This is a genomic window from Paraliomyxa miuraensis (assembly GCF_026337845.1).
Lineage (GTDB): Bacteria > Myxococcota_A > Polyangia > Nannocystales > Nannocystaceae > Paraliomyxa > Paraliomyxa miuraensis.
On the sequence record NZ_JAOVZF010000159.1, the window covers coordinates 327,079 to 350,752 of the forward strand.

15 protein-coding genes are annotated in these 23,674 nt (G+C 69.7%); 13 read left to right on the forward strand and 2 right to left on the reverse strand.

Annotation, left to right across the window (positions count from 1 at the left end; translation table 11 throughout):
* Positions 1-18: 18 nt before the first annotated feature.
* The 7 genes from OEB96_RS32575 to OEB96_RS32605 all read left to right on the forward strand — a co-directional run bounded on the left by OEB96_RS32575 (position 19) and on the right by OEB96_RS32605 (position 14,299).
* Positions 19-3,051 (forward strand): alpha/beta hydrolase, encoded by a 3,033-nt coding sequence (locus OEB96_RS32575; RefSeq protein ID WP_266220731.1) that lies wholly within the window; start codon positions 19-21, stop codon positions 3,049-3,051.
* A 94-nt stretch (positions 3,052-3,145) separates the two neighbouring features.
* Positions 3,146-4,531, forward strand: coding sequence for a M14 family metallopeptidase (locus OEB96_RS32580; protein WP_266220732.1), 1,386 nt, complete (start codon positions 3,146-3,148; stop codon positions 4,529-4,531).
* Positions 4,532-4,844: 313 nt separating this feature from the next.
* Complete coding sequence (locus tag OEB96_RS32585) at positions 4,845-5,102, forward strand: hypothetical protein (protein ID WP_266220733.1); 258 nt, start codon at positions 4,845-4,847, stop codon at positions 5,100-5,102.
* 136 nt (positions 5,103-5,238) lie between these two features.
* Entirely contained in the window at positions 5,239-6,357 is a 1,119-nt protein-coding gene (locus OEB96_RS32590) for a type IV pilus twitching motility protein PilT (RefSeq protein WP_266220734.1), read from the forward strand.
* Entirely contained in the window at positions 6,350-9,076 is a 2,727-nt protein-coding gene (alaS, locus tag OEB96_RS32595; protein ID WP_266220735.1) for an alanine--tRNA ligase, read from the forward strand. Before OEB96_RS32590 ends, alaS begins: the two co-directional genes overlap by 8 nt.
* Before the next feature lie 99 nt (positions 9,077-9,175).
* Complete coding sequence (locus OEB96_RS32600) at positions 9,176-10,462, forward strand: hypothetical protein (protein ID WP_266220736.1); 1,287 nt, start codon at positions 9,176-9,178, stop codon at positions 10,460-10,462.
* A gap of 21 nt (positions 10,463-10,483) precedes the next feature.
* The gene (locus tag OEB96_RS32605; RefSeq protein ID WP_266220737.1) at positions 10,484-14,299 is read left to right on the forward strand and encodes a serine/threonine-protein kinase; all 3,816 of its coding nucleotides are present in this window, start codon (positions 10,484-10,486) and stop codon (positions 14,297-14,299) included.
* On the opposite strand, the gene OEB96_RS32610 is transcribed toward OEB96_RS32605, so the two are convergent.
* Positions 14,296-15,699, reverse strand: a complete 1,404-nt coding sequence (locus OEB96_RS32610) for a glutamate--cysteine ligase (RefSeq protein ID WP_266220738.1) — start codon at positions 15,697-15,699, stop codon at positions 14,296-14,298. The two genes, OEB96_RS32605 and OEB96_RS32610, sit on opposite strands and share 4 nt — an antisense overlap.
* Before the next feature lie 357 nt (positions 15,700-16,056).
* On the opposite strand from OEB96_RS32610, the gene OEB96_RS32615 reads away from it, so the two are divergent.
* From OEB96_RS32615 to OEB96_RS32635, 5 genes are all read left to right on the forward strand, one after another.
* Positions 16,057-16,428 (forward strand): bactofilin family protein, encoded by a 372-nt coding sequence (locus OEB96_RS32615; protein ID WP_266220739.1) that lies wholly within the window; start codon positions 16,057-16,059, stop codon positions 16,426-16,428.
* Positions 16,429-16,557: 129 nt separating this feature from the next.
* On the forward strand, positions 16,558-16,872 hold the full coding sequence (locus OEB96_RS32620) for a bactofilin family protein (RefSeq protein ID WP_266220740.1): 315 nt from the start codon (positions 16,558-16,560) through the stop codon (positions 16,870-16,872).
* Between the two features lie 66 nt (positions 16,873-16,938).
* Positions 16,939-17,634: a bactofilin family protein gene (locus OEB96_RS32625; RefSeq protein WP_266220741.1), complete on the forward strand. Its 696-nt coding sequence runs from the start codon at positions 16,939-16,941 to the stop codon at positions 17,632-17,634.
* Positions 17,635-17,770: 136 nt separating this feature from the next.
* A complete protein-coding gene (locus OEB96_RS32630) occupies positions 17,771-19,519 on the forward strand; it encodes a HEAT repeat domain-containing protein (RefSeq protein ID WP_266220742.1) in 1,749 nt (582 codons plus the stop codon).
* A 145-nt stretch (positions 19,520-19,664) separates the two neighbouring features.
* The gene (locus OEB96_RS32635) at positions 19,665-21,626 is read left to right on the forward strand and encodes a hypothetical protein (protein ID WP_266220743.1); all 1,962 of its coding nucleotides are present in this window, start codon (positions 19,665-19,667) and stop codon (positions 21,624-21,626) included.
* 39 nt (positions 21,627-21,665) lie between these two features.
* On the opposite strand, the gene OEB96_RS32640 is transcribed toward OEB96_RS32635, so the two are convergent.
* On the reverse strand, positions 21,666-22,361 hold the full coding sequence (locus OEB96_RS32640) for a hypothetical protein (protein ID WP_266220744.1): 696 nt from the start codon (positions 22,359-22,361) through the stop codon (positions 21,666-21,668).
* A gap of 46 nt (positions 22,362-22,407) precedes the next feature.
* Here OEB96_RS32640 and OEB96_RS32645 point away from each other — a divergent pair, with 46 nt between their 5' ends.
* Entirely contained in the window at positions 22,408-23,634 is a 1,227-nt protein-coding gene (locus OEB96_RS32645) for an MFS transporter (protein WP_266220745.1), read from the forward strand.
* Positions 23,635-23,674: the final 40 nt, after the last annotated feature.

Sequence of the window (23,674 nt, forward strand, 5' to 3'; positions counted from 1 at the left end):
GGGGATCTTGCGCCTGAGGTGCCGGTGCCGCTCGACCTTCGCATCTACCGTCCCCAGACATCTGTGGGGGTGAGTCCTGGGGAATGGCCGGAAGGCCGATTTCCCATCTTGGTGTTTCATCACGGGATCGGCCAGGATGCGACACAGTACGACCATGTATTCAGGCCGATTGTCGAGGATGGCTTCATCGTAGCCAATATCGATATCGATCCCAATTCGAACACCAGTTTCAACGCTCAATCCGCCGCGAACGCCATGGCATGTGCGGTTCGCTACCTGACTCAGGCATGGGAGGATAGCGAGCACGTCGGGTGCGGCGTTTCGTTGATGGGGCACTCCCGAGGAGGCGAATCGGCGATCCTGGCGATCGGTCCGATTCTGTTCGACGGACTGCTCGAGATTGACACGATTGTGGCCATGGGCGGGCGCTACAACATCGGCGTTGTGACGCCGGAGGCTACGCGCCCGTTCTTGGCGATCGCCTCCGCAGTGGACGAGCAGGTCATAGGAGACCCCGTCACAGCGTACGATAGGATGGGGTCTGAGATGCCTGCCGGGGCGCCCAAGGTGATCCTGCGAGCCTACGACGTTCCCCACAATGCCTTTGGTGGTGTGTCAGCGATGACGCTTTCGGACGAGCAGGAGGCACGTTCGATGTTGACTGACGCGGATTATCTGGACAAGGGCCACGCAGTTGCCAGTAGTTATACCCGTGCGTTCTTGCGATATCACGTGCTTGAGCGCGATTCTGAAGAGTATGCAGATTTTTTCTCGTTTCGGAGATTTCCAGAGGATGTGGTAGAACCTTCGTGGTGGGATTATCTCGATGGCTACGACCAACTTTCACACGGGCTCGATTGCTCCTCGCTTTCTGAGGACGAGTGCAGGGCCACGCAGGGGTGTGTGTTCGTCGACCCCGATTGCGACGATGTCGACTGCTTGGGGCTATCGGAGCCTGCCTGCGATCTGACACGTGGGTGTGCGTGGGATGGGGACGATTGTTACAACCAACCCGTGATCCTCGGGGCGTGGATAGATCCTCTTTTGCCTCCAGAGGATCGTGCGATCGTCGACGCGTTCGAGGACGGTCAGCAGTTCATCGAGACGAGCCTCCAAGGTTCTGGGTCGTTTGATGAATGGGAGCTAGGTGAGATTCTGGATCTCAACGGTGGTGCGTGCGATCCGGATGTGGGGCAGGTGATGGAATGTGAAAACGAAGATACGCGGAGCTTCTTCCCCACCGGGCACGCTACGAACGGACTTCGTCTATATGGCGATGGCGTCTCAGATGGCCACGTGCGCTGGTCACTCGAGGGACTTCCCAATCATGAGGTGGGTCCTCTGGACAGCACTGGATTTACGCATGCGCGTATGCGGGTAGGCGTACGTTCGCGGTTGGTGGGCAATCCCTTCAATACGCCTGAGAATTGCGACATTGCCGAGACCGCACCCTGGTCTTTGGCGGTCCAGCTCACCAGCATGGGTGACGCCACGCGAACTGTCAACGTTCGGCCCCTGGTTCAACAGGACGCCGTTTGGTCAGTCGTGCAAGGGATCGGGCCAGCCACCGAGACCTGTGCTGCCGACTTCTTCATGCAAACCATCGAAGTCTCCTTCGCCGAGTTCGCGAACGGTCTGGGTACCGGCACCTTCACCCCCGAAGCTCTGACCTCCCTCGAGGTCCAGCTCCCTGCCGCCAACGGCCCCGGCGAGATCATCCTCGACACCATCGAGTTGGTCCGCGAGCCCAACGCGTTCATGTCGAGCTATACCGTGCGGAGCGGAACGTTCGGCTGCGAAGCGGCCGAGGACCTCGTCGTGACGCTGACCACGTGCACCGAGGAGCCCCAGAGCGGGCTCTGCCCCACGCTAGCAATCGTCGACACTCCGCTCGATCCTCCCGAGGTCCCTTCGGAGTGGGGCGGCCCGTTCGATGGCTTCGTGGTCCACGGATGGGCGGAGGACGTCGAGGACCCCACCGACGCAGAACTCGACGAGATCGCCGCCAGCTGTGTCGTCGCCTGCGAGCAGTACTACGCCGACGACCCGCACGTCTCCGCGACCTGCTCGGCTTCCGGGGCCTTCGAGACACCGACGCTGCTGTCGGAGACGTCGACGCCCTCGATCCCGCGGATCCCCACCGAGCACGAGGACGGCGATGGCATCTGGTACGAGCCGCACGCATTGACCTGCAACCTGGAGTCGGACTGCTGCGACGCGTTCGCGGAAGACGTCTGCCGGGCCGCGCCGTCGCGGCCGACGCCCGCACAGCTCCCGCTCGGTACGGGACAGAAATGGCTGATCGAGCTCGAGGGCACGCTCACGGTGATGTCGCTCGACGACGAAGACCCGCAGAGCGTCTCCGTGGTTGGCTCGATGGGGTCCTCGACGTGCACCGAGGGCAACGCCGAGGACCCCTGTCCATTCTACCTCGGCTCGCTGCACATCGAGCAGGTCCAGTCACTCGGCGTGGAGATCGACTGCGACGGTACGCCCATCGAGCTGCCGCTCGACGCGCTCGAGGTCGACCTCGTCCAGCCGGCAATGGGGATCGACATCGAAGGCAACTACTGGAAGGGCTTCCCACCGGGCGCGCTGCACCTGCGGACGCACCTCGATGTGGGGCCGTTCGCGTTCGAGCACGTCGAGGCCAATCAAGAGAAGGTCTTCGTGCTGACGAGCGGCGAGTGGATGAGCGCTGGGCCGGCCAACGGGGTCGAGTTCTACTTCGATGTGCCCTGCAACGGTCAGAGAGAGCCGATGAAGGCGTGGTTCGAGTTGATGGAGAGCACCACGATCGGCACTCCACCCGCGGCGAGCATCGACATGCCGAGCTCGGTCACGTGCGGCACGACCGTGGACCTCGACGTCGATGCGTCGGATGTCGAGAACGACATCGCGTCGATCCGCTGGGAGCTCGACGGCGTGTTGCTCGATGGGTCGCTCGATGAGATCGAGGTGAACGCCCCGCACCAGGTCCGCGTCGTCGTTCGCGACGCCCGCGGTGCCACGACCGTCGACGCCCATGTGATCGACTGCACCCCGCCGTGAGCGCCTACCAGGCCAGGGCCTTCGTGGCCCTCGGGGCGCTCATTGGCCCGGCGGGCGACCGCGGCCGGGAGATTTCCGCTACTGTCGTCCATGAATGATGCGCCGAGCGCCCGAAGATCCCACCCGTACCCGCCGCGATGCTCCACCCTGGCGCTGGCTCGGCACGCCGTCGCCGCCGCGCTACGGGCGCTGGACCGCTCTATTCGGGCTGGTGATGCTCGCCGGCCTGCTCGTCCTCATCGGCGGTCGTGTGCCCACCCCGGCGCTGTCCACCGAAGACGGGATGGCCACCCATGCCCCCGTGCTGGCGGCCGTTCGCGTCACGCCGCGCTCCGAGGCCGAGCGCGAGACGGTGCTGACGCGAGCCATCGACGTGTGGAGCGAGCACGTCGCCGAGCCCACGCTCGACGTGGTGCTCGACCCGGAAGGCCTCGCCTGGCTGCACACCCAGGGCCTTGCGTGGCAGGTGCTCGTCCCCGACGTGGAGGCGGTGGCCGCGGCCGAGCGCGAGCGGCTCGAGGCGGTTGCGGTTGCCGAGGCCCAGCGTCCGCCCACCCCGGATCAATGGTTCTCCGAGTACCGCGACCTGCCCGCCATCCACGCCTACCTCGAAGACCTCGCCGCCCTGCGCCCCGATCTCGCCACCGTGCAGACCCTCGGGACCTCGCTGCAGGGCCGCCCGCTCCTCGCCCTCCGGATCCACGGCCAGGGTGGGGGCCAGGCCGGGGGCCAGGGCGAGAGCCAGCACCAGCCCCGCCGCCGCATGCTGATCGACTCCGGCCTGCACGCCCGCGAGTGGATCTCGATGATGGTCACCACCTGCGTGGCCGATCGCCTCGTGCGCGGCTATGCCGACGACCCTCGCCTGCGCCGCTTCGTCGACGAGGTGGAGCTCGTGGTGCTCCCCGTGTCCAATCCCGATGGCTACGAGCACAGCTGGCACCGCGATCGCTACTGGCGAAAGAACCGCCGCGATGAGCACGGCGTGGATCTCAACCGCAACTTCGGGCTCGCATGGGGCGGCGAGGGCAGCAGCGACAAGCCGGCCTCGCAGGTCTACCGCGGCTCGGCGCCGTTCTCCGAGCCCGAGTCGCAGGCGATCGCCTCGGCGATGGAAGCGGAGCGCTTCGATGCCCACGTGGACTTCCACAGCTACGGGCAGCTGCTGCTCCACCCGTGGAGCCACACCAAGAAGCCCGCGGCGGACCACGCCTACCTCCACGCGCTGGCCAAGGACATGGGCGACGCCATCCGTGCGCAGCACGGCGAGCGCTATCGCTTGATCGCCGGGGCCTCGCTCTATCCGGCGGCGGGGACCTTGATGGACTGGGCCTACGGCACCCGCGGCACGCCGTCGTTCGTGATCGAGCTTCGCCCACGCGGCGGGACCGGCTTCGTCTTGCCACCCGAGCAGATCCGACCCACGTGCGACGAGGGCCTGGCCGCCGTGCTCGCGCTCGCGGAGGGCCTGGCGCCGTGAGATCCACCGGCACCGGCAGCTCGGTGAGCGGCAAGGAATCGTCCGGAAGCGAGATGGCCGCGTTCGGGACGGCTTTGCGGGGAAGCCTTACGAACGTGTCGGGAATGTCGCGCGGTTGACGGGCGGATTTCGCAAGCTCTGCGAAGATCGCGGTCAGGAACCTCTTTTTGATCCGTCGGGATGTCCCTGAATCGTGAGCCGACGCCGCCGTTTTCCACAGCCTGTTTTGGGACACCCCGACAACAATCGTCCGAGAAGCGACTATGCTGTGGGTCGACGCGTACCTGTGTCCCCCCAACGAGGACGTTCGATCATGGTCAGCAAGCAAGCGTTCGAGGACGCCATCGATCTGCTGCGTCGCAACCGGGCCTCTCTGCTGCTCGATGCCGAGGTCGATCCTCGGTCGTTGGTCGCGGTGGCCGATGACATCGCCGCCCAGACCGGCCTCACCCGCGAGGTCGCACTGCGGGTGGTGGAAGACGAGCTGGGAGTCAAGCCCTTGGCCCCGAGGTCGCCGCTCCGCAAGGGGGTCACGGTGATGGACATCTCGGCCCAGCTCAAGCAGGCGTAGCGGCTCGGTCCCACCCCGCCTCGGCAGCCCCGCAAGGGCCCAGGAACGTCGAAATAGGCCGCCGCCGACGCCCGTGCGTTGGCGCGCGGCCTTCAGCGTGTTCGGGCCCCGCGTCGATCCGCTACCTTCGGGACCCATGAACGAGATCTTCGACCGAGTCCTGGGGGCGGCGCGCAAGCTCGGCGCGTCCGACGTCCATCTCAAGGTCGGGCTGCCGCCGGTGTTCCGCATCCGTGGGGCGCTGCGGACGCTCAAGGACGTGCCGCCGATGACCTCGGACGTGATCATGACGTTCGCGATGAACATCATGAGCGAGCACACCCACGAGAAGTTCATGACGCAGCACGAGGTCGATCTGGCGTACGCGACGCCCGACGGCCTGCGCTACCGCGTGAACGTGTTCCGACAGCGTGGGGAGTGCGGCATGGTGATGCGCATCATCGGCGCCGACATCCCGCCGTTCGAGCGGCTGAACCTGCCCGCTCGCGTCAAGGAGCTGGCCCGCGAGCACCGCGGGCTCATCCTGGTGACCGGCATCACCGGCTCGGGCAAGTCGACCACGCTGGCCTCGCTGCTGAACGTGATCAACATCGAGCGCGCCAGCCACATCATCACCATCGAGGATCCCATCGAGTACGTGTTCCAGGACCGGCGCTCGGTGGTCAACCAGCGCGAGATCGGCTTCGACACGCTGAACTTCTCCAACGCCCTGCGCGCCGCGCTGCGTCAGGACCCCGACGTGGTGCTGGTGGGCGAGATGCGTGATCACGAGACGATCCAGACCGCGATGCTGGCGGCGGAGACCGGGCACCTGGTGTTCTCCACCCTGCACACGCTCGATGCCACGGAGACCATCGGGCGGATCGTGCAGATCTTTCCTCCGCACCAGCAGCACGCGATTCGCCTGCAGCTGGCGCAGATCCTGGCGGGGGTCGTGTCGCAGCGCCTCCTGCCGCGAGCGGATGGGCGCGGGATGATCCCGGCCGTCGAGGTCATGATCAACACCCCGCGCATCCGCGACATGATCATCGACGAGTCGCGCACGGTGGAGGTGGTCGATGCCATCAAGGACGGCGCCCACCCCTATGGGATGATCTCGTTCGACCAGTCGCTGACCGAGCTGGTGCAGCGCGACCTGGTCACCTACGAGATGGCGCTCGCCGCGTCGACCAACCCCGACGACTTTGCCCTGTACTTCCGAGGCGTGGCCTCGGGCGGGGGAGGCTCCCCCGGCATGGAGATCGAGTATGGCTGATTCCAACCGCCGCTTGCTCACCGCGGCCCACACTGCGGCTGGAATCCGCCAGCGCTTCGTGGACTACTTCGTGGCCCGCGGCCACACCCACGTGCCCAGCTCGTCGCTGGTCCCGCAGGACGACCCCACGCTCTTGTTCGTGAACGCGGGGATGAACCAGTTCAAGGACGTGTTCACCGGCCGCGAGCAGCGACCCTACTCGCGCGCGGTGACGGTGCAGCGCTGCGTGCGGGCCGGCGGCAAGCACAACGACCTCGACAACGTGGGCTTCACGCCGCGCCACCAGACGCTGTTCGAGATGCTCGGCAACTTCTCGTTCGGCGACTACTTCAAGCGCGAGGCCATCGAGTGGGCCTGGAAGTTCCTGACCGAGGACCTGGGGCTGCCCTCCGAGCGGCTGGTGGTGACGATCTATGACGGGCAGGGCGAGGACGCGCCGCCGGACGAGGAGGCGGCGGAGCTGTGGGCCGCCTACGTGCCGCGCGGACGGATCTACCGCTGCTCTGCCAAGGACAACTTCTGGCAGATGGGCGACACGGGCCCCTGCGGGCCGTGTTCGGAGATCCACATCTACAAGGGCGACGTGGCGCCGGCCACCGCGGCTGAGCCCGGCACCGGCCCTGCGTATGCGGACTCGGACTTCGTCGAGCTGTGGAACCTGGTGTTCATGCAGTACGAGAAGCCGGGCGACGGGACCATGCGGCCGCTGCCCAAGCCGAGCATCGACACCGGGTCGGGGCTCGAGCGCGTGGCGGCGGCCGTGCTGGGCGCGGGGAGCAACTACGAGACCGATCTGCTGTCCCCGATGGTCGAGGAGGCCAAGCGCTTGGCGGGGGACTCGGTGCCCTCGGGCGTGGGCGAGGCGCCGTTCCGGGTGATCGCCGACCACGCCCGTGCGACCGCGTTCCTGGTGGCCGACGGGGTGTTCCCCGACAAGGGGGGGCGCAACTACGTGCTGCGCCGGATCATGCGTCGGGCGATTCGGCACGGGGCCGACGTGGGGCTCGCGGAGCCGTTCATGCACGAGGTCTGCCGCAAGGTGATCGAGGTGTTCGGCGACGTGTACCCGGAGCTGCACGAGCGCGCAGCGGTGATCGAGGAGGTGGTGCGCGGCGAGGAGGAGAGCTTCCGCCGCACGCTCGATCGCGGGCTTCGAAGGCTGCGCAAGTCCATCGACAAGCACGAGAGTGGGCGGCCGAGCTTCGATCCTGCGGTGGCGGCCGACCTCTACAACACGTATGGATTCCCCATCGATCTGACGGCGGTGATCCTGCGCGAGCATGGGCTGTCGCTGGACGAGAAGGCCGCCGAAGCGGAACTCAAGGCTCAGCAGGGCGAAGGCGGTGGTCGCGGGTCGGACCTCGGAGCGGGCGAGGCGGTGGCCGACGTGTACTTCGAGGTCCACGGCGAGGTGGGTGACACCGAGTTCCTGGGCTACGCCTCGGAGGAGGCGCGAGGGGTGGTCACGGCGATCGTGGTCGACGGAGCGAGCGTCGAGCGTGCCGAGGCCGGCCAAGCGGTGGAGCTGGTGCTCGATCGCACTCCGTTCTACGCCGAGAGCGGCGGTCAGGTGGGTGACACCGGTCTGGCGTTCCACACCGAGCCCAGCGCCAAGGGGGGAGCCACCGTGAAGGTGGAGATCGAGGACACCCTCAAGCCGCGGGCCGGGATGCACGTGCACCGCGGGCGGGTGCTCCATGGTGAGGTGCGCGTGGGCACGACGCTGACGCTGCAGGTCGACCGTGCGCGGCGACAGGCGATCCGTCGCAACCACAGCGCGACGCACCTGCTGCACCATGCGCTGCGCGCCGAACTCGGTGAGCACGTGGTGCAGAAGGGATCGCTGGTCTCACCCGAGCGCCTGCGCTTCGACTTCAGTCACAATCGGGCGATCACGGTCGAGCAGCGGCGTGCGCTCGAGCAGCGGGTCAACGCGATGGTGCTGTCGAACACGGCCAGCGTGACCAAGGAGCTGTCGATGCTGGAGGCCAAGGCCGAGGGAGCCATTGGCCTGTTCGGTGAGAAGTACGGCGAGCGCGTGCGAGTGGTGCGGCTGGCCGATGACAGCGTGGAGCTGTGCGGCGGGACCCATGTGGAGCGGGCCGGAGACATCGGCTTGTTCTCGATCGTGGGCGAGAGCAGCATCGCGCAGGGGGTGCGACGCATCGAGGCGGTCACCGGGGAGGGGGCGCTGGCCTACGTGCAGTCGTTGGCCGAGGTCACGGCCGAGGCGTCGGCGCAGCTCCATGCCGGCTCGCCCCAGGAGCTGCCGGAGCGAATCGGTCGGCTGCAGGCCGAGCTGAAGCAGCGCGATCGCGAGATCGCCACGCTCAAGCAGAAGCTGGCCACCGGCGGCGGCACGGCCACCGACGAGGTCACCGAGGTGGAGGGGATCAAGCTGCTCACGCGGCGGCTCTCGGGGACCGACGTCAAGACGCTGCGCTCGGCCGCCGATGCCCTGCGCGATCGACTGGGCTCGGGCGTGGTGGTGCTGGCGGCGGAGACCGACGGCAAGGCGACCCTGCTCGTGGCGATCACCAAGGATCTGCAGGCGCGCGTGCACGCGGGCAAGCTCGTCGGTGAGCTGGCTCGTCACGTGGATGGTCGGGGGGGGGGTCGACCAGACCTGGCCCAGGCGGGAGGCCCGAAGCTGACTGGCCTCGACGAGGCCCTCGGGGCAGCGGAGCCTGCCCTGCGAGCGCTGCTCGGGGCGGCGTAGGGCGCAAGAGCCCGAGCATGGGCCGGTTGGGGGGCTCGTGAGGGCCCGGGAGGACCGTGCTCGTGTTACGGTGCGGTCCGCTCACCGGGTGCAGGCCGCATGGAGCTCGATGATCTGCTGAGAGGAGAGGGGCTCGATGCTGCGAGCCTCGATGACGCGCTGGCGTGGGCCCGGCAGCGGGCCGAGGAGCTCGTGCGTGACGTTGGAGAGGATCCCGAGCTGGGTCCGCTGCTCGATGGTCACGGGACGCCGACCGGATCGGTGCCGCGCACGCCAACGCCCGCTCCTTCGCGCAAGTCGGGGGCGAGCACGTGGACCCCGGCGCCCGCTGCGAGGCGCCCGACGCCGCCTCCGGCCGCGGACCCCGTGCCGAGCGTGGCGGCCGAGCCCGCGGTCGAAGCGGCCGAGCCCGCGGTCGAAGCGGCCGAGCCCGCGGTCGAAGCGGCCGAGCCTGCGGTCGAAGCGACCGAGCCCGCGGTCGAGCCCGCGCCGATGTTCGCGGATCTGCGGATGCTCCAGCAGGCGCTGATGGCCGCAGCCGCGGCCGAGCCAGCCGAGGGCGAGACGGGCGACGGGCCTTCGATCGCGATCGCATCGCGCGAGGGGGCGCAGGCGGCCCTCGACGACGATGCGGAGCGCGACGCCGAGCTGCTTGCGCGGCTGGGGGGCGCTGGAGTCGAGGAGCCCGGCGCGGAAACCTCGCCGACCGAGGGTGACGATCCGGCGAGCACGGCGTCGGTCGGTGCTCCCGCCGCGGTCGAGCTCGATCCGCTGGCGGGCATCGACTTCGACGATCTTCCCGGGATCGACGAGGACGAGGAGGACGAGGACGAGGACGACGAGCCCGCGCCCGCGGAGGCCGCGTCCGACCGCTCGCAGACCTCGCTCGAGCTGCAGGTCACGGCGGTGCCCATCGAATCGCCCGACGCAACGCTCACGGCCATGCCGGTCCTGTCGGACGAGACGCTGGCGATGGAGCGCCTCGAGGACGATCCTTCGCTGCCACCGGGCGACATGACCGAGCGCGTCCCCAACCCGTTGCTCGCGGCCGAGGCCGCAGCGGTGGATGCTCCGGTCGGAGTCGACGAGACCGCGCTGGTCTCCACCCCTCCGACGGCCACGCAAGAGACCGTGGTGTCCGGCGATGTGTCGACCGAGGCGGGGACGCCGACGGCCGCGGCCGAGCCGGCGGCCGAGGAGGCGGACGAGGTCGACGAGATCGAGATGCTCGATGACGACGACTTCCTCATCATGGATGACGAGGAGCCGCAGCAGGTTCCGGAGTGGAAGCAGGCGCTGGCCAGCGCCCAGGACGATGCCGGTGATGCCAAGCCAGCCCCGCTGCCGGACGAGCACAGCGAGGAAGTGGACCTCGGCGATTTCTGATCGAAACGGTGCTCCCTTCCCATGACGCGGTCGCCCGACGCACCCGAGCCCGATGATCGCGTCGATTGGCACATGGAGCGGCTCATCGCCTCCATGCGGGACCGTGCGGCGTCGCCGATGCTGGAAGACCCCTCGCGCTCCACGATGCCGGGGCTGCCCCCCGAAGGACCCACCACGGGGGTGCTCGCGGGGGATCGGCTGGGTGAATTCCTCATCGAGCGGCGGCTGGGCTCGGGAGCGATGGGGGAGGTCTTTTGTGCGATCCGCGACGGCTCGGGCGAGCGGGTGGCGCTCAAGGTCCTCCATACCACCAGCCCCACGCGCTTCTATCGCTTCAAGCGCGAGTTCCGTGCGCTCGCCGACATCACCCACGAGAACCTGGTCGAGCTGCGGGAGCTGTTCGTCCCGGCCGACGGACGAGCGTTCTTCAGCATGGAGCTGGTCGAGGGCGCGCAGTTCACCGACCACGTGCGGCGCGACGTGGCCGAGGGACGCCTGCCGGACATCGGGCGCCTCGAGGATGCGCTGGTGCAGCTCGTCCGCGGGGTGCATCACCTGCACCGGGCTCGGTGCATCCATCGCGATCTCAAGCCCTCGAACGTGCTGGTCACCGCTCGCGGTCGCGTGGTGATCCTCGACTTCGGCCTGGTGTCCGAGCAGATCGGCTTCGAGGGCGGGATCACCCGTGACGGACAGCTCCTGGGAACGCCGGCCTACATGGCGCCGGAGCAGGCCGATGCGGAGACCGGCCCGGCCGTCGACTACTACGCGATCGGGGTGATGCTGTACGAGTGCCTGACGGGCTCGTTGCCGTTCTCGGGCGCTCCGATGAAGATCATCCTGCTCAAGCAGGATCGCGATCCACCCGATCCCGCGGCCGCGGGCTTCGAGGTGCCCCCGCACCTGCGGGAGCTGTGCCTGCGGCTGCTGCAGCGCGACCCGGCCCTGCGACCCACGGGTCGCGAGCTGCTCGAGCTGCTCGAGGGGCGAGTCGAGCGCTCGCCGGGCGGGGCACGTCGCTCGGTGGGGGATACGCGGGTGGTGCGGCGAGTTCCGTTCGTGGGGCGGGACGCCGAGCTACGGGGGCTCGAGGACGCGCTGCGCGACGTGACCGAGCGGGGGGCGTCGGTGACGGTGCACGTGCACGGGCGGAGCGGGCACGGCAAGTCGGCCGTCGTTGCGCGCTTGCTCGCGCATGCGCGCAACGACGAGCGCACGCTGGTCCTGGCGGGGCGCTGCTACGAGCGGGTGTGGGTGTCGTACAAGGGCGTGGACACGGTGGTCGATGCGCTGTCGGTGCACCTGCGTCGCGGGTCGTCGGAGCAGCGGGCCGAGGCCCGGCCCAGGCACATCCGCCCGATGACCCGCTTGTTTCCGGTGCTGGCCGATCTGTGGGAGGTCGGCCACGACGAGGATCTCCCTGCGGTGCGAGAGCCGGCCGACCAGCGGCGCCTGGGGCTGGCGGCGCTGCGCGAGGTCTTGGCCCGCCTGGGCTCGCGACGGCCGCTGGTCGTGGTGATCGACGATCTCCAGTGGGGCAACCTCGATGGCGTGAACCTGCTGACGTCGCTCATGCGACCGCCCGATGCTCCCTCGCTGCTGCTGATCCTGGCGTTTCGCGACGAGCAGGCCGACAACGCGGTGCTGCGGGCGCTGACCGATCCGGTGGCGCTGGAGGGCCGCGACGTGCGAGCGCTGGAGGTGGGGCCGCTGCCGGAGGCGGCGGCGCTCGAGCTGGCGCAGGCGTTCGCTCGCGGCCCCGGGCACGATGCGGAGCGCCTGCAGGAGGTCGTTCGCGGCGCGGGTGGCAGCCCGTTCGTGATCGCCCAGGCGCTGGCCGACGAGCCGCCGCAGGGGCCGGGCCGGCGGGCCAGCATCGAGCGCATCGTGGTCGATCGGCTCGCCGAGCTCGCGGCCGACACCCGGCGAGTGCTGGCGTGCATGGCGGTGGCCGGTGGACCGGTCTCCTTGACGGCGCTGGCCGAGATCCTGAGCATCGACGCGGTTCGGTCCGCGGTCGACGACGCGTCGGCGATGGGCTTGGTCTCGCTCAGGGCTCGCGAGCTGGGCGGCGGCGAGACGCAGATGCTGGTCGAGATCTCGCACAACCGCATCGCGGAGGTGCTGCTCGGCGAGCTGCCCGACCAGGAGCGACGGGAGCTGCACCGAGGCCTGGCCCACGTGCTCGAGCAGCATGGCGCCGATCCGGAGACGCTGGCCGGGCACTACGCCCAAGGGGGCGCGCCCGAGCGCGCTGCCTCGCTCACCGAGCGGGCCGCGGAGCGGGCGGCGGAGGCCCTGGCATTCGCGCGGGCGGTGGAGCTCTATCGCCGAGCGCTCGAGCTATTGCCCGCCGATGTCGCGGCAACGCGGCGGCATGGGATCCGCCGGGCGCTGGCGCGACAGCTCGCCAACCTCGGCCACGGGTCCGAGGCGGCGACGCTGCTGCTCGAGCTCGCCGGTACGGCCGAGCCCGAGGACGCTCGAGCGCTGCGCCGTGAGGCGTCGAACGAGCTGGCGCGCAGCGGGCACATCGACGAGTCGATCGCGCTGACCACCGCGTTGTTGCACGACCTCGGCGAGCCCGCACCGGCCACGCGACGGGCAGCGCTCGTGCTGCTGCTGCGGGAGCGGCTGCGCCTGTGGCTGCGTGGATGGAGCTACCAGGCCCGCACCGAGGCCGAGGTCCCGCGCGATCGGCTCGAGCGACTGGACACCTTGCTGGCGGCGACCGACGGTACGCAAGGGCTGCTGCCATCCACGGCTCTGCATGCGCGCGCGCTGTCCCTGGCCCTCGACGCGGGCGAGCCGCGGCGGCTGGGCAAGGCGCTCCGCCACGAGATCACGATCCTGGCCGGCAAGGGACGCCACGCGCGGGCGCGTACGCTGGCCATCGAGGCCCAGGAGCTCGCCGCGATCGCGGCCGATCCCGAGCTCGACCTCGAGCTCGACCTCGCGAGCGTCGAGCTCGACTGGCTCTCGTATCGCTACGAGCGCGCATGCGAGCGGCTCGAGGCCATGCAGGCGCGCCTCGAGGAGGTTCCCTCGGCCGGCTGGATGCGGCCCCGGCTCACCGTGCGCCGCGTGGAGGTTCGGCTGCTCCGCGGGGATCTGGCCGAGCTGCGGCGCGAGCTTCCCGGGCTCGTCGCGATCGCGCGCGATCAGGGCAATCTGCAGGAGCTGGCGTCGCTCGAGGCCCGCGCGGTCACGGTCGCGCTGCGGTACGACGAGCTCGCGGAGGCTCGCCGGCACCTCGCGGCCGGCCGCGCCGCGTGGGCACCCGCCCGGTACTCGCAGGTCACCTCGGTCCTCGACTGCGTCGAGGTGGAGGTGCTGCTCCAGTCCGGCGAGGTCGAGCAGGCGCTGCAGCGCATCGATGCCTTGCGCACCGAGCTGCGCGGGGCTGGCCTGGAGCACGTGCGTCGTGCGATGGGCGTCGTCGATCGCCTTGCCGGCCGCTGCCTCGTCCAGCTGGCGCTGCGAGACCCGAGCGACCGTGCCCTCGCAGCCCGGACGCGGGCGCTGGTGCGCCGGTGGCATCGCTCGCCGGATCCCGCCGCGCGGGGACGGGCGCTGCTGAGCGAGGCCGCCCTGTTGTCGCTCGAGGGGGATGTCGCGGCCGCGCGCCGGAGCTGGCGGCGGGCCCAGGCGCTGTTCGAGCGCCACGGCATGCGAGGGCACCTCGCGGCCACGCGGCTGCGGCTGGCCGCGCTGACCACCGAGCACGAGTACGGACGGCTCGCTGGCCAGGCCGACGCGTACTTGACCGAGCAGGGCATCGAAGCACGCGAGCGCTTCGTCGACGTGCTCGCGCCCTCGGCCACCCTCCAGCGTTAGTCGGGCCCGGCGACCCCGGCGAAGTGGAACGCGCGCACGAAGGCTCGTCGAGCGTCGGCGTCGCGTCCGGGTGCCTCGCCGAGCGCATCGAGCACCTCGTGGGCGGGGCTGTGGCCCTGGTCGACCAGGGGCTCGAGGCGGTCGATGAAGCGAGCCTCGGTCCGGCCCTTGTCGTCGCGGATGTCGGCCGCATCGAGGGCACGGCGCGCGAGATCGAGCAGCGCGCGGGCGAGCTCGCGCAGGCGGGGCGAGCGGAGTCCGTGCTCGATCGCCTCCTTCCATAGATCGAGCCGCTCCTCGTAGCGGAAGCCCGACAGGCGCTCCCAGGCCTCGCCGCCGGCGTCGTCGTCGTAGAGCAGGGCCTTGCCCAGGGCGGGCAGGGCACACACGTAGCGCGATCCCACCGCGTCGGCCGAGCGCAGCTCGAGGTGGGGCTTGAGCCGGACCTCGGGGAACACGGTGGACAGGTGCAGGAACCAGTCGCGGTGGGTGGCGTGGTGTTGCTCACCGTCCGGGGCCGAGAAGCCGTGCTCGAGGAAGTGGCGGAACGTCTGGTGGTGCGGATGGAAGCGGCCGCTGCGCTTGACGAAGAACATCGGCACGTCGAGCGCCCAGTCCACGTAGCGCTCGTACGAGAAGTCCTCGAACGCGAAGCGGGGCACGCCACAGCGATCGGGATCGACGTCGAGCCACACCTGCGAGCGCACCGAGGCCACGCCAGCCGAGCGCCCCTCCACGTAGGGCGAGTTGGCGAACAGGGCGGTGAGCACCGGCGCCATCGCATTGGCCAGGCGAAAGCGCTCGGCACACTGGGACTCGGAGGCGTAGTCGAAGTTGGCCTGCACGGTGCAGGTGCGCAGCATCATGTCCAGGCCTCGGCTCCCGCGCGTGGGCAGGTAGGCGCGCATCACCTGGTAGCGCCCCTTGGGCATCCAGTGGATCTCGTCGCGGGTGGCCCACGGATGGTGACCGGCCGTCATCCAGGCCAGCGACAGCGGCCCCGAGACCGCATGCAGCTCGTCGTAGTGCTGCGAGAACTCGGCGCAGGTCTGGTGGACGTTGCGCAAGGGAGCGCCCGACAGCTCGAGCTGGCCGCCGGGCTCGAGGGTGATCGATGCCCCGTCGCGCACGAGGTCGATGATCTCGTCGTTGGGCCCGCGATCGGCTCCGTGGGCCCAGCCGAATTGCTTCACGAGCGCCTGTAGCGTGGGCAGCACGTGCTCGTCGTAGCTCACCGGCCGTGGCGGGCTGCCGTCGCTGGGCATGTACACGCCGGCCTTCTCGAGCTCGGTCCCGATGAGGTGTGAAGAAGGGTCGCTGCGCTCCGCGTTCACGAACGCATCGCAGAGCTCGTCACGGGTGATCGGCTCGTCGGGGAACCTGTGTCGCTTGGGGCTCACGGCGCGCTCACGGTGGCGGCGCGAGGGCGCCGGCGAAGGGGGTCGGGAGCCGGTCTCCCGGTGTGGATTCGGGCGACGTGTACCACCCGGGCATGGGGTTGGGACCCGCCATGGCGAGGGATCGGCGCGGTCGCGACGTGGGTTACCGAACGCGCCAATGCTCACTCCGCCGGCCCGCTTCACCGGCCCACTCCGCTGGCCCGCTTCGCCGGCTCACTCCGCCGGCCGGCTCGGTCCCCGAAGCGTCGCTTGACCCGCTCAATTGGGGTTGTTAGCCTGCGCCGGCTTTCCTGGGCCACCGGAGCAACCCGGCGCCTGGGCGGCATTCGAGGCCTTCCCAGGGAAAGTCACGCGCTCATGGCGTCTACTGCTCCGCGTCCGCCGGCCTGTGTGCTGGGCCAACAGATCACCGTCCGCGGCACCCTGACCGGCGAGGAGGATCTCGTCGTCGAGGGTCGCATCGAGGGCAGCGTCGCGCTGGCCGGCCACCTCATCGTGGCCACCGGCGGCGTGCTCGAGGCCGACCTCGACGTGGAGAGCATCGAGGTCCATGGCGAGGTGCGGGGCGACATCGTGGCCTCGCAATCCATCACCATCGACAAGGGTGCTCACGTCTCGGGCAACGTGCGCGCTCCCCGGGTCATCATCCACGACGGCGCGCACTTCCAGGGCGCCGTCGAGATGGACGTCGACCTCCCCGAGGATCTCGCGCGCGGCCTCAAGCGCTGAGACCGTGCCATCCTAGCCCCCGCATCCACCTTCTGCCGACCCCCACCGCGGCGCCCCCCAGGGGGCATTCCTCTGCTGGCCCATCCCGCGGCCCACGCCAACCCGCAGCATCCAACCCGAGCGTTCCCAATGGCCAATACCGTCATAGGCAGCACCATCGTCATCGACGGCGAGATCACCGGGGACGAGGACCTCGTCGTGCAGGGCACCGTCAAGGGACGGGTCAGTCTGCGCGAGAACATCCTCGTCGAGGAGAGCGGTGTCCTCGAAGCCAACGTCGAGACCGCCACCATCACCATTCACGGCACGGTGACCGGCGACATCCAGGCCAGCGAGCGTGCCGAGCTCAAGAGCAACTGTCGCGTGGTTGGAGACATCCGCGCGCCTCGCATCCTCATTGCCGACGGCGCCTCGTTCAAGGGCAACGTCGACATGGACGGCTAGCCCATGGCGTCCCGTCAGCATGGTGGCCAGCACGGAGGCTCGACTCCGGTGATGGGAAGTGAAGGCATGACCGTCATCGGCGAAGGCATCCACGTCCACGGGCGCGTCCACGGCGAGGAAGACCTCCGCATCGAGGGCCGCATCGAAGGCAGCATCTCCCTCACGGAGACGGTCCACGTGGCCCAGAGCGGCGTGGTGGTCGCCACGATCGAGGCGCGCGACGTGGTGGTGAGCGGGGTCGTGGTGGGCAACGTCAGCGCCACCAACTCGGTGCACCTCGAGCGGGGAGCCAAGCTCGTGGGCGACATCGACGCGCCTCGGCTCATCATCGCCGACGGGGCTGCCTTCCGCGGCAACGTGGTCATGGGCGAAGGCGCGGACGCCACGGCGGCGTCGACGGCCAAGGCGCGTCCGGTGGCCACGCCGCGCGCTCGGCCGGCGGCAAGCCGCCCCATGGGCACCGCGAGCAAGCCCGCTGCGAGCAAGCCCGCCGCGGGCCGACCCGGCGGCCGCCCCGAGCGGGTGGAGGCTCGTGCGGCCCGGCCCGAGCGACCGGCCCCCGCCCCGCGGGTGGCCGCCATTCGTCCCCCGCAGGCGACCGGCGGGCCCGACGAGGAGGTCACGGTGGTCGTCCGCCACGCGGCACTGGCGGAGGACGACGAGGCCAACGAGGCCGTCGAGTCGCGCAAGAAGCCCGGCAAGAAGGCGCCGCCGCGAGGGCGCGTGCCCAAGCCGGGCAAGCGCCGCGTCAATCGCCGTTAGGCCCCTCGATCCACGGATTCGTCGCAGGGGGCTTGGCGCAGGCTGCGCGGGAGCGTTACCATACGGCGCCCTTCGTTGCGTGGTGCCCCCTGGCGCCACGGAAGAGAACCGACGAAACGAGGCAGGGAGTAGTCCAATGCGAAAGCTCTTGGTTGCATCGATGCTCGCGCTCACGGTCATGGCGTCCGCGTGCAAGGAGCCCGATCCCAACAAGTTCGAGACCCACATCGAGCGCATCAAGGATGCCGACAAGCGCCCGCAGGGCTTCTCGGGCCTCGAGACCCTGGTCAAGACGGTCTCCACCGCGCAGGACAACGCCGATCTCCTGCAGGAGTTCGCCGACAAGGTCGTGCCGGTGTTCGAGGAGGTCTGGGACGAGGCCAAGGAGCAGCAGCCCAAGATGCTGCAGATGTGCCTCGACATCGGGCACCCCGGCTGCGCCCCGGTGTGGAACAAGGCCATCATGCTCGACGGCAGCGCCGAGGCTCGCGATGCGACCCTCCTCGCGCTCGAGGGCGTCAAGAAGGCCAAGGCGGACGGCTCGCTCGACACCGTGATCGCCCAGCTCGAGAAGCTCATCGCCGATCCCAAGAACGACGACGGCGAGCGGGCCGGCGAGGTGCGAGGCCTGCTCGTCGACACGCTGGGCGCGATCGGCAGCCCGAAGGCGCTGCCCGTGCTGATCTCGTCGCTCGAGCAGTCCGAGGACAAGCAGCCGGTCGGCGTGCACCGCAAGGTGGCCGAGGCCCTGGGGGTGATCGGAGACGCGTCGGCCACCGATGCCCTGCTCACCGCGACCTATCGGGTGCCCGATGCCTTCACCTCCACCAACATCGGCGAGAAGGTGAAGATCGCCCTGGCCTCCATCGGCGAGCCCGCCGTGCCGCGGGTGGTGGCGATGCTCAAGGCCGAGCACGACGAGGTGCAAAAGCTCGCGGCCAAGGCCGGGCTCGACCAGGTCAACGTGCAGAACGCGGCGGCCTCGTTCCTGGGCGTGATCGGCTCCAAGGCCGCCACCGCCGATCTCGTGGCGTACTTCCCCAACAAGGAGTGCGCCACGCCGCAGGAGGACGACAAGAAGAAGAAGGACGAGGAAGAGGAGACCGAGGAGGGTGACGAGGAGGCGCCGGTGATCGACACCGGGGGCATCCGAGCGGTCACCGCCAACGCACTCGGGCTCATCGGCGACGAGGCGGCCGTGGATGCGCTGTGCAGCTGCTCGACGTGGTCCAAGAACCCCGGCGACATGTTCCCCATCGGTGAGGCGCTCGGTCGCATCGGCGGGCCCAAGGCCACCGCGTGCCTCGAGAACATGATCAAGAACGGGGTCTACGCCCAGGATGCGGTCGACAACTCCGACTTCGTCTACGAGGTCCGCTGGGAGTCGGCGCGCTTCGGCGTCCAGGCGGCCGGGGCCGAGGGCGTCGGCGCGATCAAGGCGGCGATCGCCGAGGCGTCCAAGGACGCCAACGTGGCCAAGAACACCAAGAGCTGGGAGACCGGGATCGCGACGCTCGAGAAGTGTGCCACCGACGCTGCCTGCTACCAGAGCGTGCTCGACGATCCCAACGGCGACTGGTTCGCCCGCGAGATCGCGGCGCTCAACCTTGCGCGCATGTCCATGGGCGACGAGAAGGTGGCCGAGTCGATCTCCAAGGCGTTCAAGGTTCGCAACCCCGATGCTCGCGCCACCATGGCGTGGCTGGCCGGGCACGTGATGCAGGGCAAGCCGTGCGCCAAGTGTGCCGACGAGTTCGAGCGGATCCTCGACGACGAGAAGGACTCGCGGCCGCCCAAGGAGTACCAGCTCTCGGTGCTGATGGCTCGCTACGCGATGGGCAAGCTGCGGCCCACCACCGCCAAGGGCGGGGGTGGGGGCGGCTGAGCCCGCTACGCTCGATCGACGCTCCTCGATCCGCGCCCTGGCGCTTCCCCTGTGAAGCATGCCAGGGCGCGTGTTCGTGTGCGGCGCGATATCGCCACCGATTGGTTTGAGTCCCGGCGAGCCCACGGGCTACGCTCGCCGGGTCATGCATCGCATCGATGGGCTTGCTCGCATCGCTTCACTGTTGGTCGGCGTCGCTGCGCTGCTCGGGTGCCCCGGCAGTCCGATCGTTCCTTCCGACACCGAGTCGGGCACCACCGACGAGCCCACCAGCACCGGCCCCGGCGAGGTGTGCACGCCGGGGCAGGACCAGCCGTGTGCGTGTCCCGACGGTACCGACGGCACCATGACCTGCCGGCTCGATGGCTCGGGCTTCGACGCGTGCGAGTGCGAGGGGGGGACGATCGACGAGGGAACCACCACCTCGGACACCACCACCTCGGAGGACACCACCGGGACCACCGGGCCGGACGTGGAGTGCATGACCGACGAGGACTGCGCGGGCCTCTCCGTGCAGGAGTGCGAGGTGCCGGAGTGCGACGAGCGAGGCGTGTGCGTGCCCGCGCCGGCCCCCTTCGATACTCCGTGCGGGGACCCCACCGAGAACGCCTGCACTGCGCCCGACAGCTGCAACAACAGCGGCACCTGCCTGGACAACCACGTCGAGGAGGGGCTGGCCTGCGAGTGCCCCACGGGCTCGTGCACCTGCTCGGCCGGCGTGTGCGGCGAGTGCAACGTGCGGGCGGCCACCAACAACTTCACCACCATCCGCTCCATCGAGGGCTGGGAGCTGACCGGCAGCTGGGGGCTGCACCGCCAGGCCCCGCAGAGCGAGCTTCAGCCGGCCATGGAGTTCCCCGGCCAGGTGCTCGGCAGCAACGGCAACCGGGTCGCTCCCTTCCCGGGCAACGAGGTGGAGACCTCCTACGCTCGCACCGCGCCCACCGAGCTGCCCGCGGAGATCATCTTCCTCTCGTGGCACGTCGACCAGGGCGGCGGGGCGGCCGACAACAAGACGGTGCGGGTCTCGGTCGACGGCGGGGCCACCTGGGACACCCTGGCCGACTGCGCCGTCGATCCCGGCGTCCCGTTCTGCAGCTTCTCGATGGACCAGGACATCGGGGCGTTCTATCTCGTGCAGCTTCCGGTTCCTCCCGCGCTCCAGGGCCAGATGGGCATCGTGGAGTTCGGCTACGACACGGTCGACGCCTGCTGCGAGTTCGAGCGGGGCTGGTACATCGACTCGCTCAACGTCGCCACCGAGTGCCTGTGCGTGGCCGACTCCGACTGCGCCGCCTATGGCACCGCGTGCGGCACGGGCGTGTGTGCGATCTCGGGCGAGTGCGGGCTGACCGGCATGCCCGAGGGCACCGCCTGTGGGGATCCGTTCGAGAACGACTGCAACGGCGCCGATGGCTGCGACGGCGTGGGCTACTGCCGCGACAATCTGCAGGCCACCGGTCTGTCCTACTGCGGCGACTGCCCCGGCGGCCTGGGGTGCTCGTTCTGCGAGGACGGCCAGTGCCTCGACTGCCTGGCGTACACCGACTTCAGCGACTTCAGCGATCCGCTCGGCGTGGCCGGATGGAACGTGATCAGCCTGGTGGGCACCGCCGACTGGGGCCTCTACGACGGGGCCGGCCAGAGCTCCAGCAATGCCGCCGTGGCATTCCCCAACGCTCCGGTCTACGGGACCGACGGCAACCTCCAGATGCCCTATCCCGGGGATGAGACCGAGGACTCCCAGGTGATCACCTCCGTGGGTCTGGTCGGTCCCACGCTCACGTTCCTGTCGTGGAACGTCGACGAGGGGGCGTTCGTGGATGGCAAGCGGATCGAGCTGTCGGTCGACGGCGGCGCCACCTGGAACATGCTGGTCGATTGCCAGGGCGCGGGGGGGCAGCCGTTCTGCAACTTCGTGCCCGGGCCGCGGGCGGGCACCGACTGGGACATGATCAGCATCGACACGTCGACGTGGCAGGGCATGGCCGGTCAGCTGCGCTTCACCTACGAGACCCTGGACTCGTGCTGTGGGTTCGAGCAGGGCTGGTACATCGATGATCTGAGCTTTGCCGCGTTCTGTGCCGACGAGCCGTTCGGTCCGTGACGCGCGTGGGCGCGTTCCCCAGCGCTCGTGAGGCCATGCCTACAGCGAGCGCGATCGCGGAGCGTCCGTTGGCTCGGCGGGCGCTTGCTCGTCCTTGGCCGGTGGCTCGGGCTCGTCGGGCTCGTCGGGCGCTCGCGTGGCGGGCACCAGGCCCAGCATGCGCTCGGCTGCGCGCAGGTGGGCCGGGTCCACGCCCGCACGGCGAGCTTGCTCGATCCAACGCACGGCGTCTTGCTGGCTCTTTCGGGCGGCCTCGACCTTGGCGTCCACGATCGATCGCAGCATGGCCCGACGCGCGGCCACGGTCTGTTCGTCGGCATCCTCGGGCAGCTCGGCGAGGGCATCGAGGGTGGCCGGCTCGAGCGGCTCGGCGGTCGGGTGGTGAGCCATGGCCTCGCCCATGCGAGTGCGTGCGATCTCGTGGTAGCGGGTCCGAAGCGTGGCGAGGTCGGGGAACTCTTCGTCCTCGCACACCGCCATCGGCACGGGCAGGGGAGGGAGGCTCGGGTCGTCGAGGGGCTCGTCGCCCACGGGCATCAGGCTGCCGCGATGGGCGACGAGCACTCCATCGTCGCAGTGCAGGCTCACCCGGCTGGTGTTGGCCACGGAGCTGACCACGAGCGCGAGCAGCAGCGCCCCCGCAGCGATCACCAACAGGCGCCCGCGGCGCTCGACCATCAGGGCCGGCGCAGGGCCGTCGGACTCGAAGCGAGGGGCGGGGGGGCGATCGCTCACCTTGGGTGCACGATAGCAGAGGCCAGCGCGCTATCGTGCCGCTCGCGTGGTGGGCCGAACCCTCCCTCTACTGTTCGCCCTGTACTTCTGTCAGGGCCTGCCCGGCGGATTCCTGGCCAAGGCGCTGCCGGCGATCCTCCGGCAGGAGGGCCTGTCGCTCACCGCGGTGGGGTTTGCCGGGCTGCTCTCGCTGCCCTGGACGCTCAAGGTGGTGTGGGCTCCCCTGGTGGATCGTTTTGGCCATGCGGGCTTTGGGCGGCGCAAGAGCTGGCTGGTGCCCGCCCAGCTGGGCATGCTCGCGATCACGCTGGTGCTGGCCGGGGTCGATCCTCGCCAGAGCCTGACCACGGTGGCGCTGCTGTTCCTGGTGCTCAACGTGTTCGCGGCCACCCAGGACGTGGCGGTCGACGGCCTGGCCGTGGATCTGTTGCAGGATCAGCAGCTCGCGCCGGGCAACGCGGCGCAGGTCTCGGGCTTCAAGCTCGGCAACCTCGTGGGCGGCGGCGTGCTGCTGTCGGTGACGCTGTGGCTCGGCTGGTCGGGAGCGTTCGGGATCATGGCGGCGCTGCTGCTCGCATCGCTGGTGATGGTGCTGGGGTTCTCCGAGCCCCCGCGGCCGGTGGTGCCCACGTCGCTGCGGCAGGTGCTGCGCACGCTGTGGAGCGCCCTGCGGCGACGCGGCGCCTGGCCGTGGCTGTTCCTGGTGTTCGCCAAGTTCGGCGAGACGTTCGGCGGCGCCATGACCACCTCGATGCTCGTCGACAAGGGATTCTCGCTGCCGCTCATCGGAGTGGTCGACGGCACGGTGGGGAGCCTGGCCACCATCGCAGGCGCGGCGCTCGGAGGTGCGGTGGCGTGGCGTCGCGGGTGGGCGAGCCTGCTCGCGCTCGCGGCCACGGGGCAGGGCCTCGCGCTCGTGGCCCTCGGTCTCTACTCGATGTTCCCGGTCACGCCCGTGGGCTACGCGATCGTGGGTGGCCTCGAGAACGCATCGGGAGGCGCGGTGGCGGTGGCGGTGTTCCACCTCGCGATGTCGTGGCGCGAGGACGGGGCTGCGGCCGCGCAGTTCACCGTGGCGCAGGTGGTGTACATGAGCGGCTCGTTGCTGGCCTCGCCGCTGGCCGGGATCACGGCCGAGCGCGTGGGGTACTTGCCGGTGATGGTGGCGGGAGGGGTGATGACGCTGGCCCTGGCCGTGCTGGCGCGAGGCCCCGCGCGGAGGCTCGGAGCCGACCACGGTGGCCGGCCACTACCCAAGGTGCCGTCGACGTGAGAAGTAACGAGCGGCTCCGTCCCCGAGTCGGGCTCTTGCG

Bases quoted from the DNA above. Each gene is read 5' to 3' on its own strand.
- OEB96_RS32600 (WP_266220736.1), top strand. From the start codon at position 9,176: ATGGAGCTCGATGATCTGCTGAGAGGAGAGGGGCTCGATGCTGCGAGC.
- OEB96_RS32625 (WP_266220741.1), top strand. From the start codon at position 16,939: ATGACCGTCATCGGCGAAGGCATCCACGTCCACGGGCGCGTCCACGGC.
- OEB96_RS32635 (WP_266220743.1), top strand. From the start codon at position 19,665: ATGCATCGCATCGATGGGCTTGCTCGCATCGCTTCACTGTTGGTCGGC.
- OEB96_RS32630 (WP_266220742.1), top strand. From the start codon at position 17,771: ATGCGAAAGCTCTTGGTTGCATCGATGCTCGCGCTCACGGTCATGGCG.
- OEB96_RS32590 (WP_266220734.1), top strand. From the start codon at position 5,239: ATGAACGAGATCTTCGACCGAGTCCTGGGGGCGGCGCGCAAGCTCGGC.
- OEB96_RS32585 (WP_266220733.1), top strand. From the start codon at position 4,845: ATGGTCAGCAAGCAAGCGTTCGAGGACGCCATCGATCTGCTGCGTCGC.
- alaS (WP_266220735.1), top strand. From the start codon at position 6,350: ATGGCTGATTCCAACCGCCGCTTGCTCACCGCGGCCCACACTGCGGCT.
- OEB96_RS32580 (WP_266220732.1), top strand. From the start codon at position 3,146: ATGATGCGCCGAGCGCCCGAAGATCCCACCCGTACCCGCCGCGATGCT.
- OEB96_RS32615 (WP_266220739.1), top strand. From the start codon at position 16,057: ATGGCGTCTACTGCTCCGCGTCCGCCGGCCTGTGTGCTGGGCCAACAG.
- OEB96_RS32620 (WP_266220740.1), top strand. From the start codon at position 16,558: ATGGCCAATACCGTCATAGGCAGCACCATCGTCATCGACGGCGAGATC.
- OEB96_RS32605 (WP_266220737.1), top strand. From the start codon at position 10,484: ATGACGCGGTCGCCCGACGCACCCGAGCCCGATGATCGCGTCGATTGG.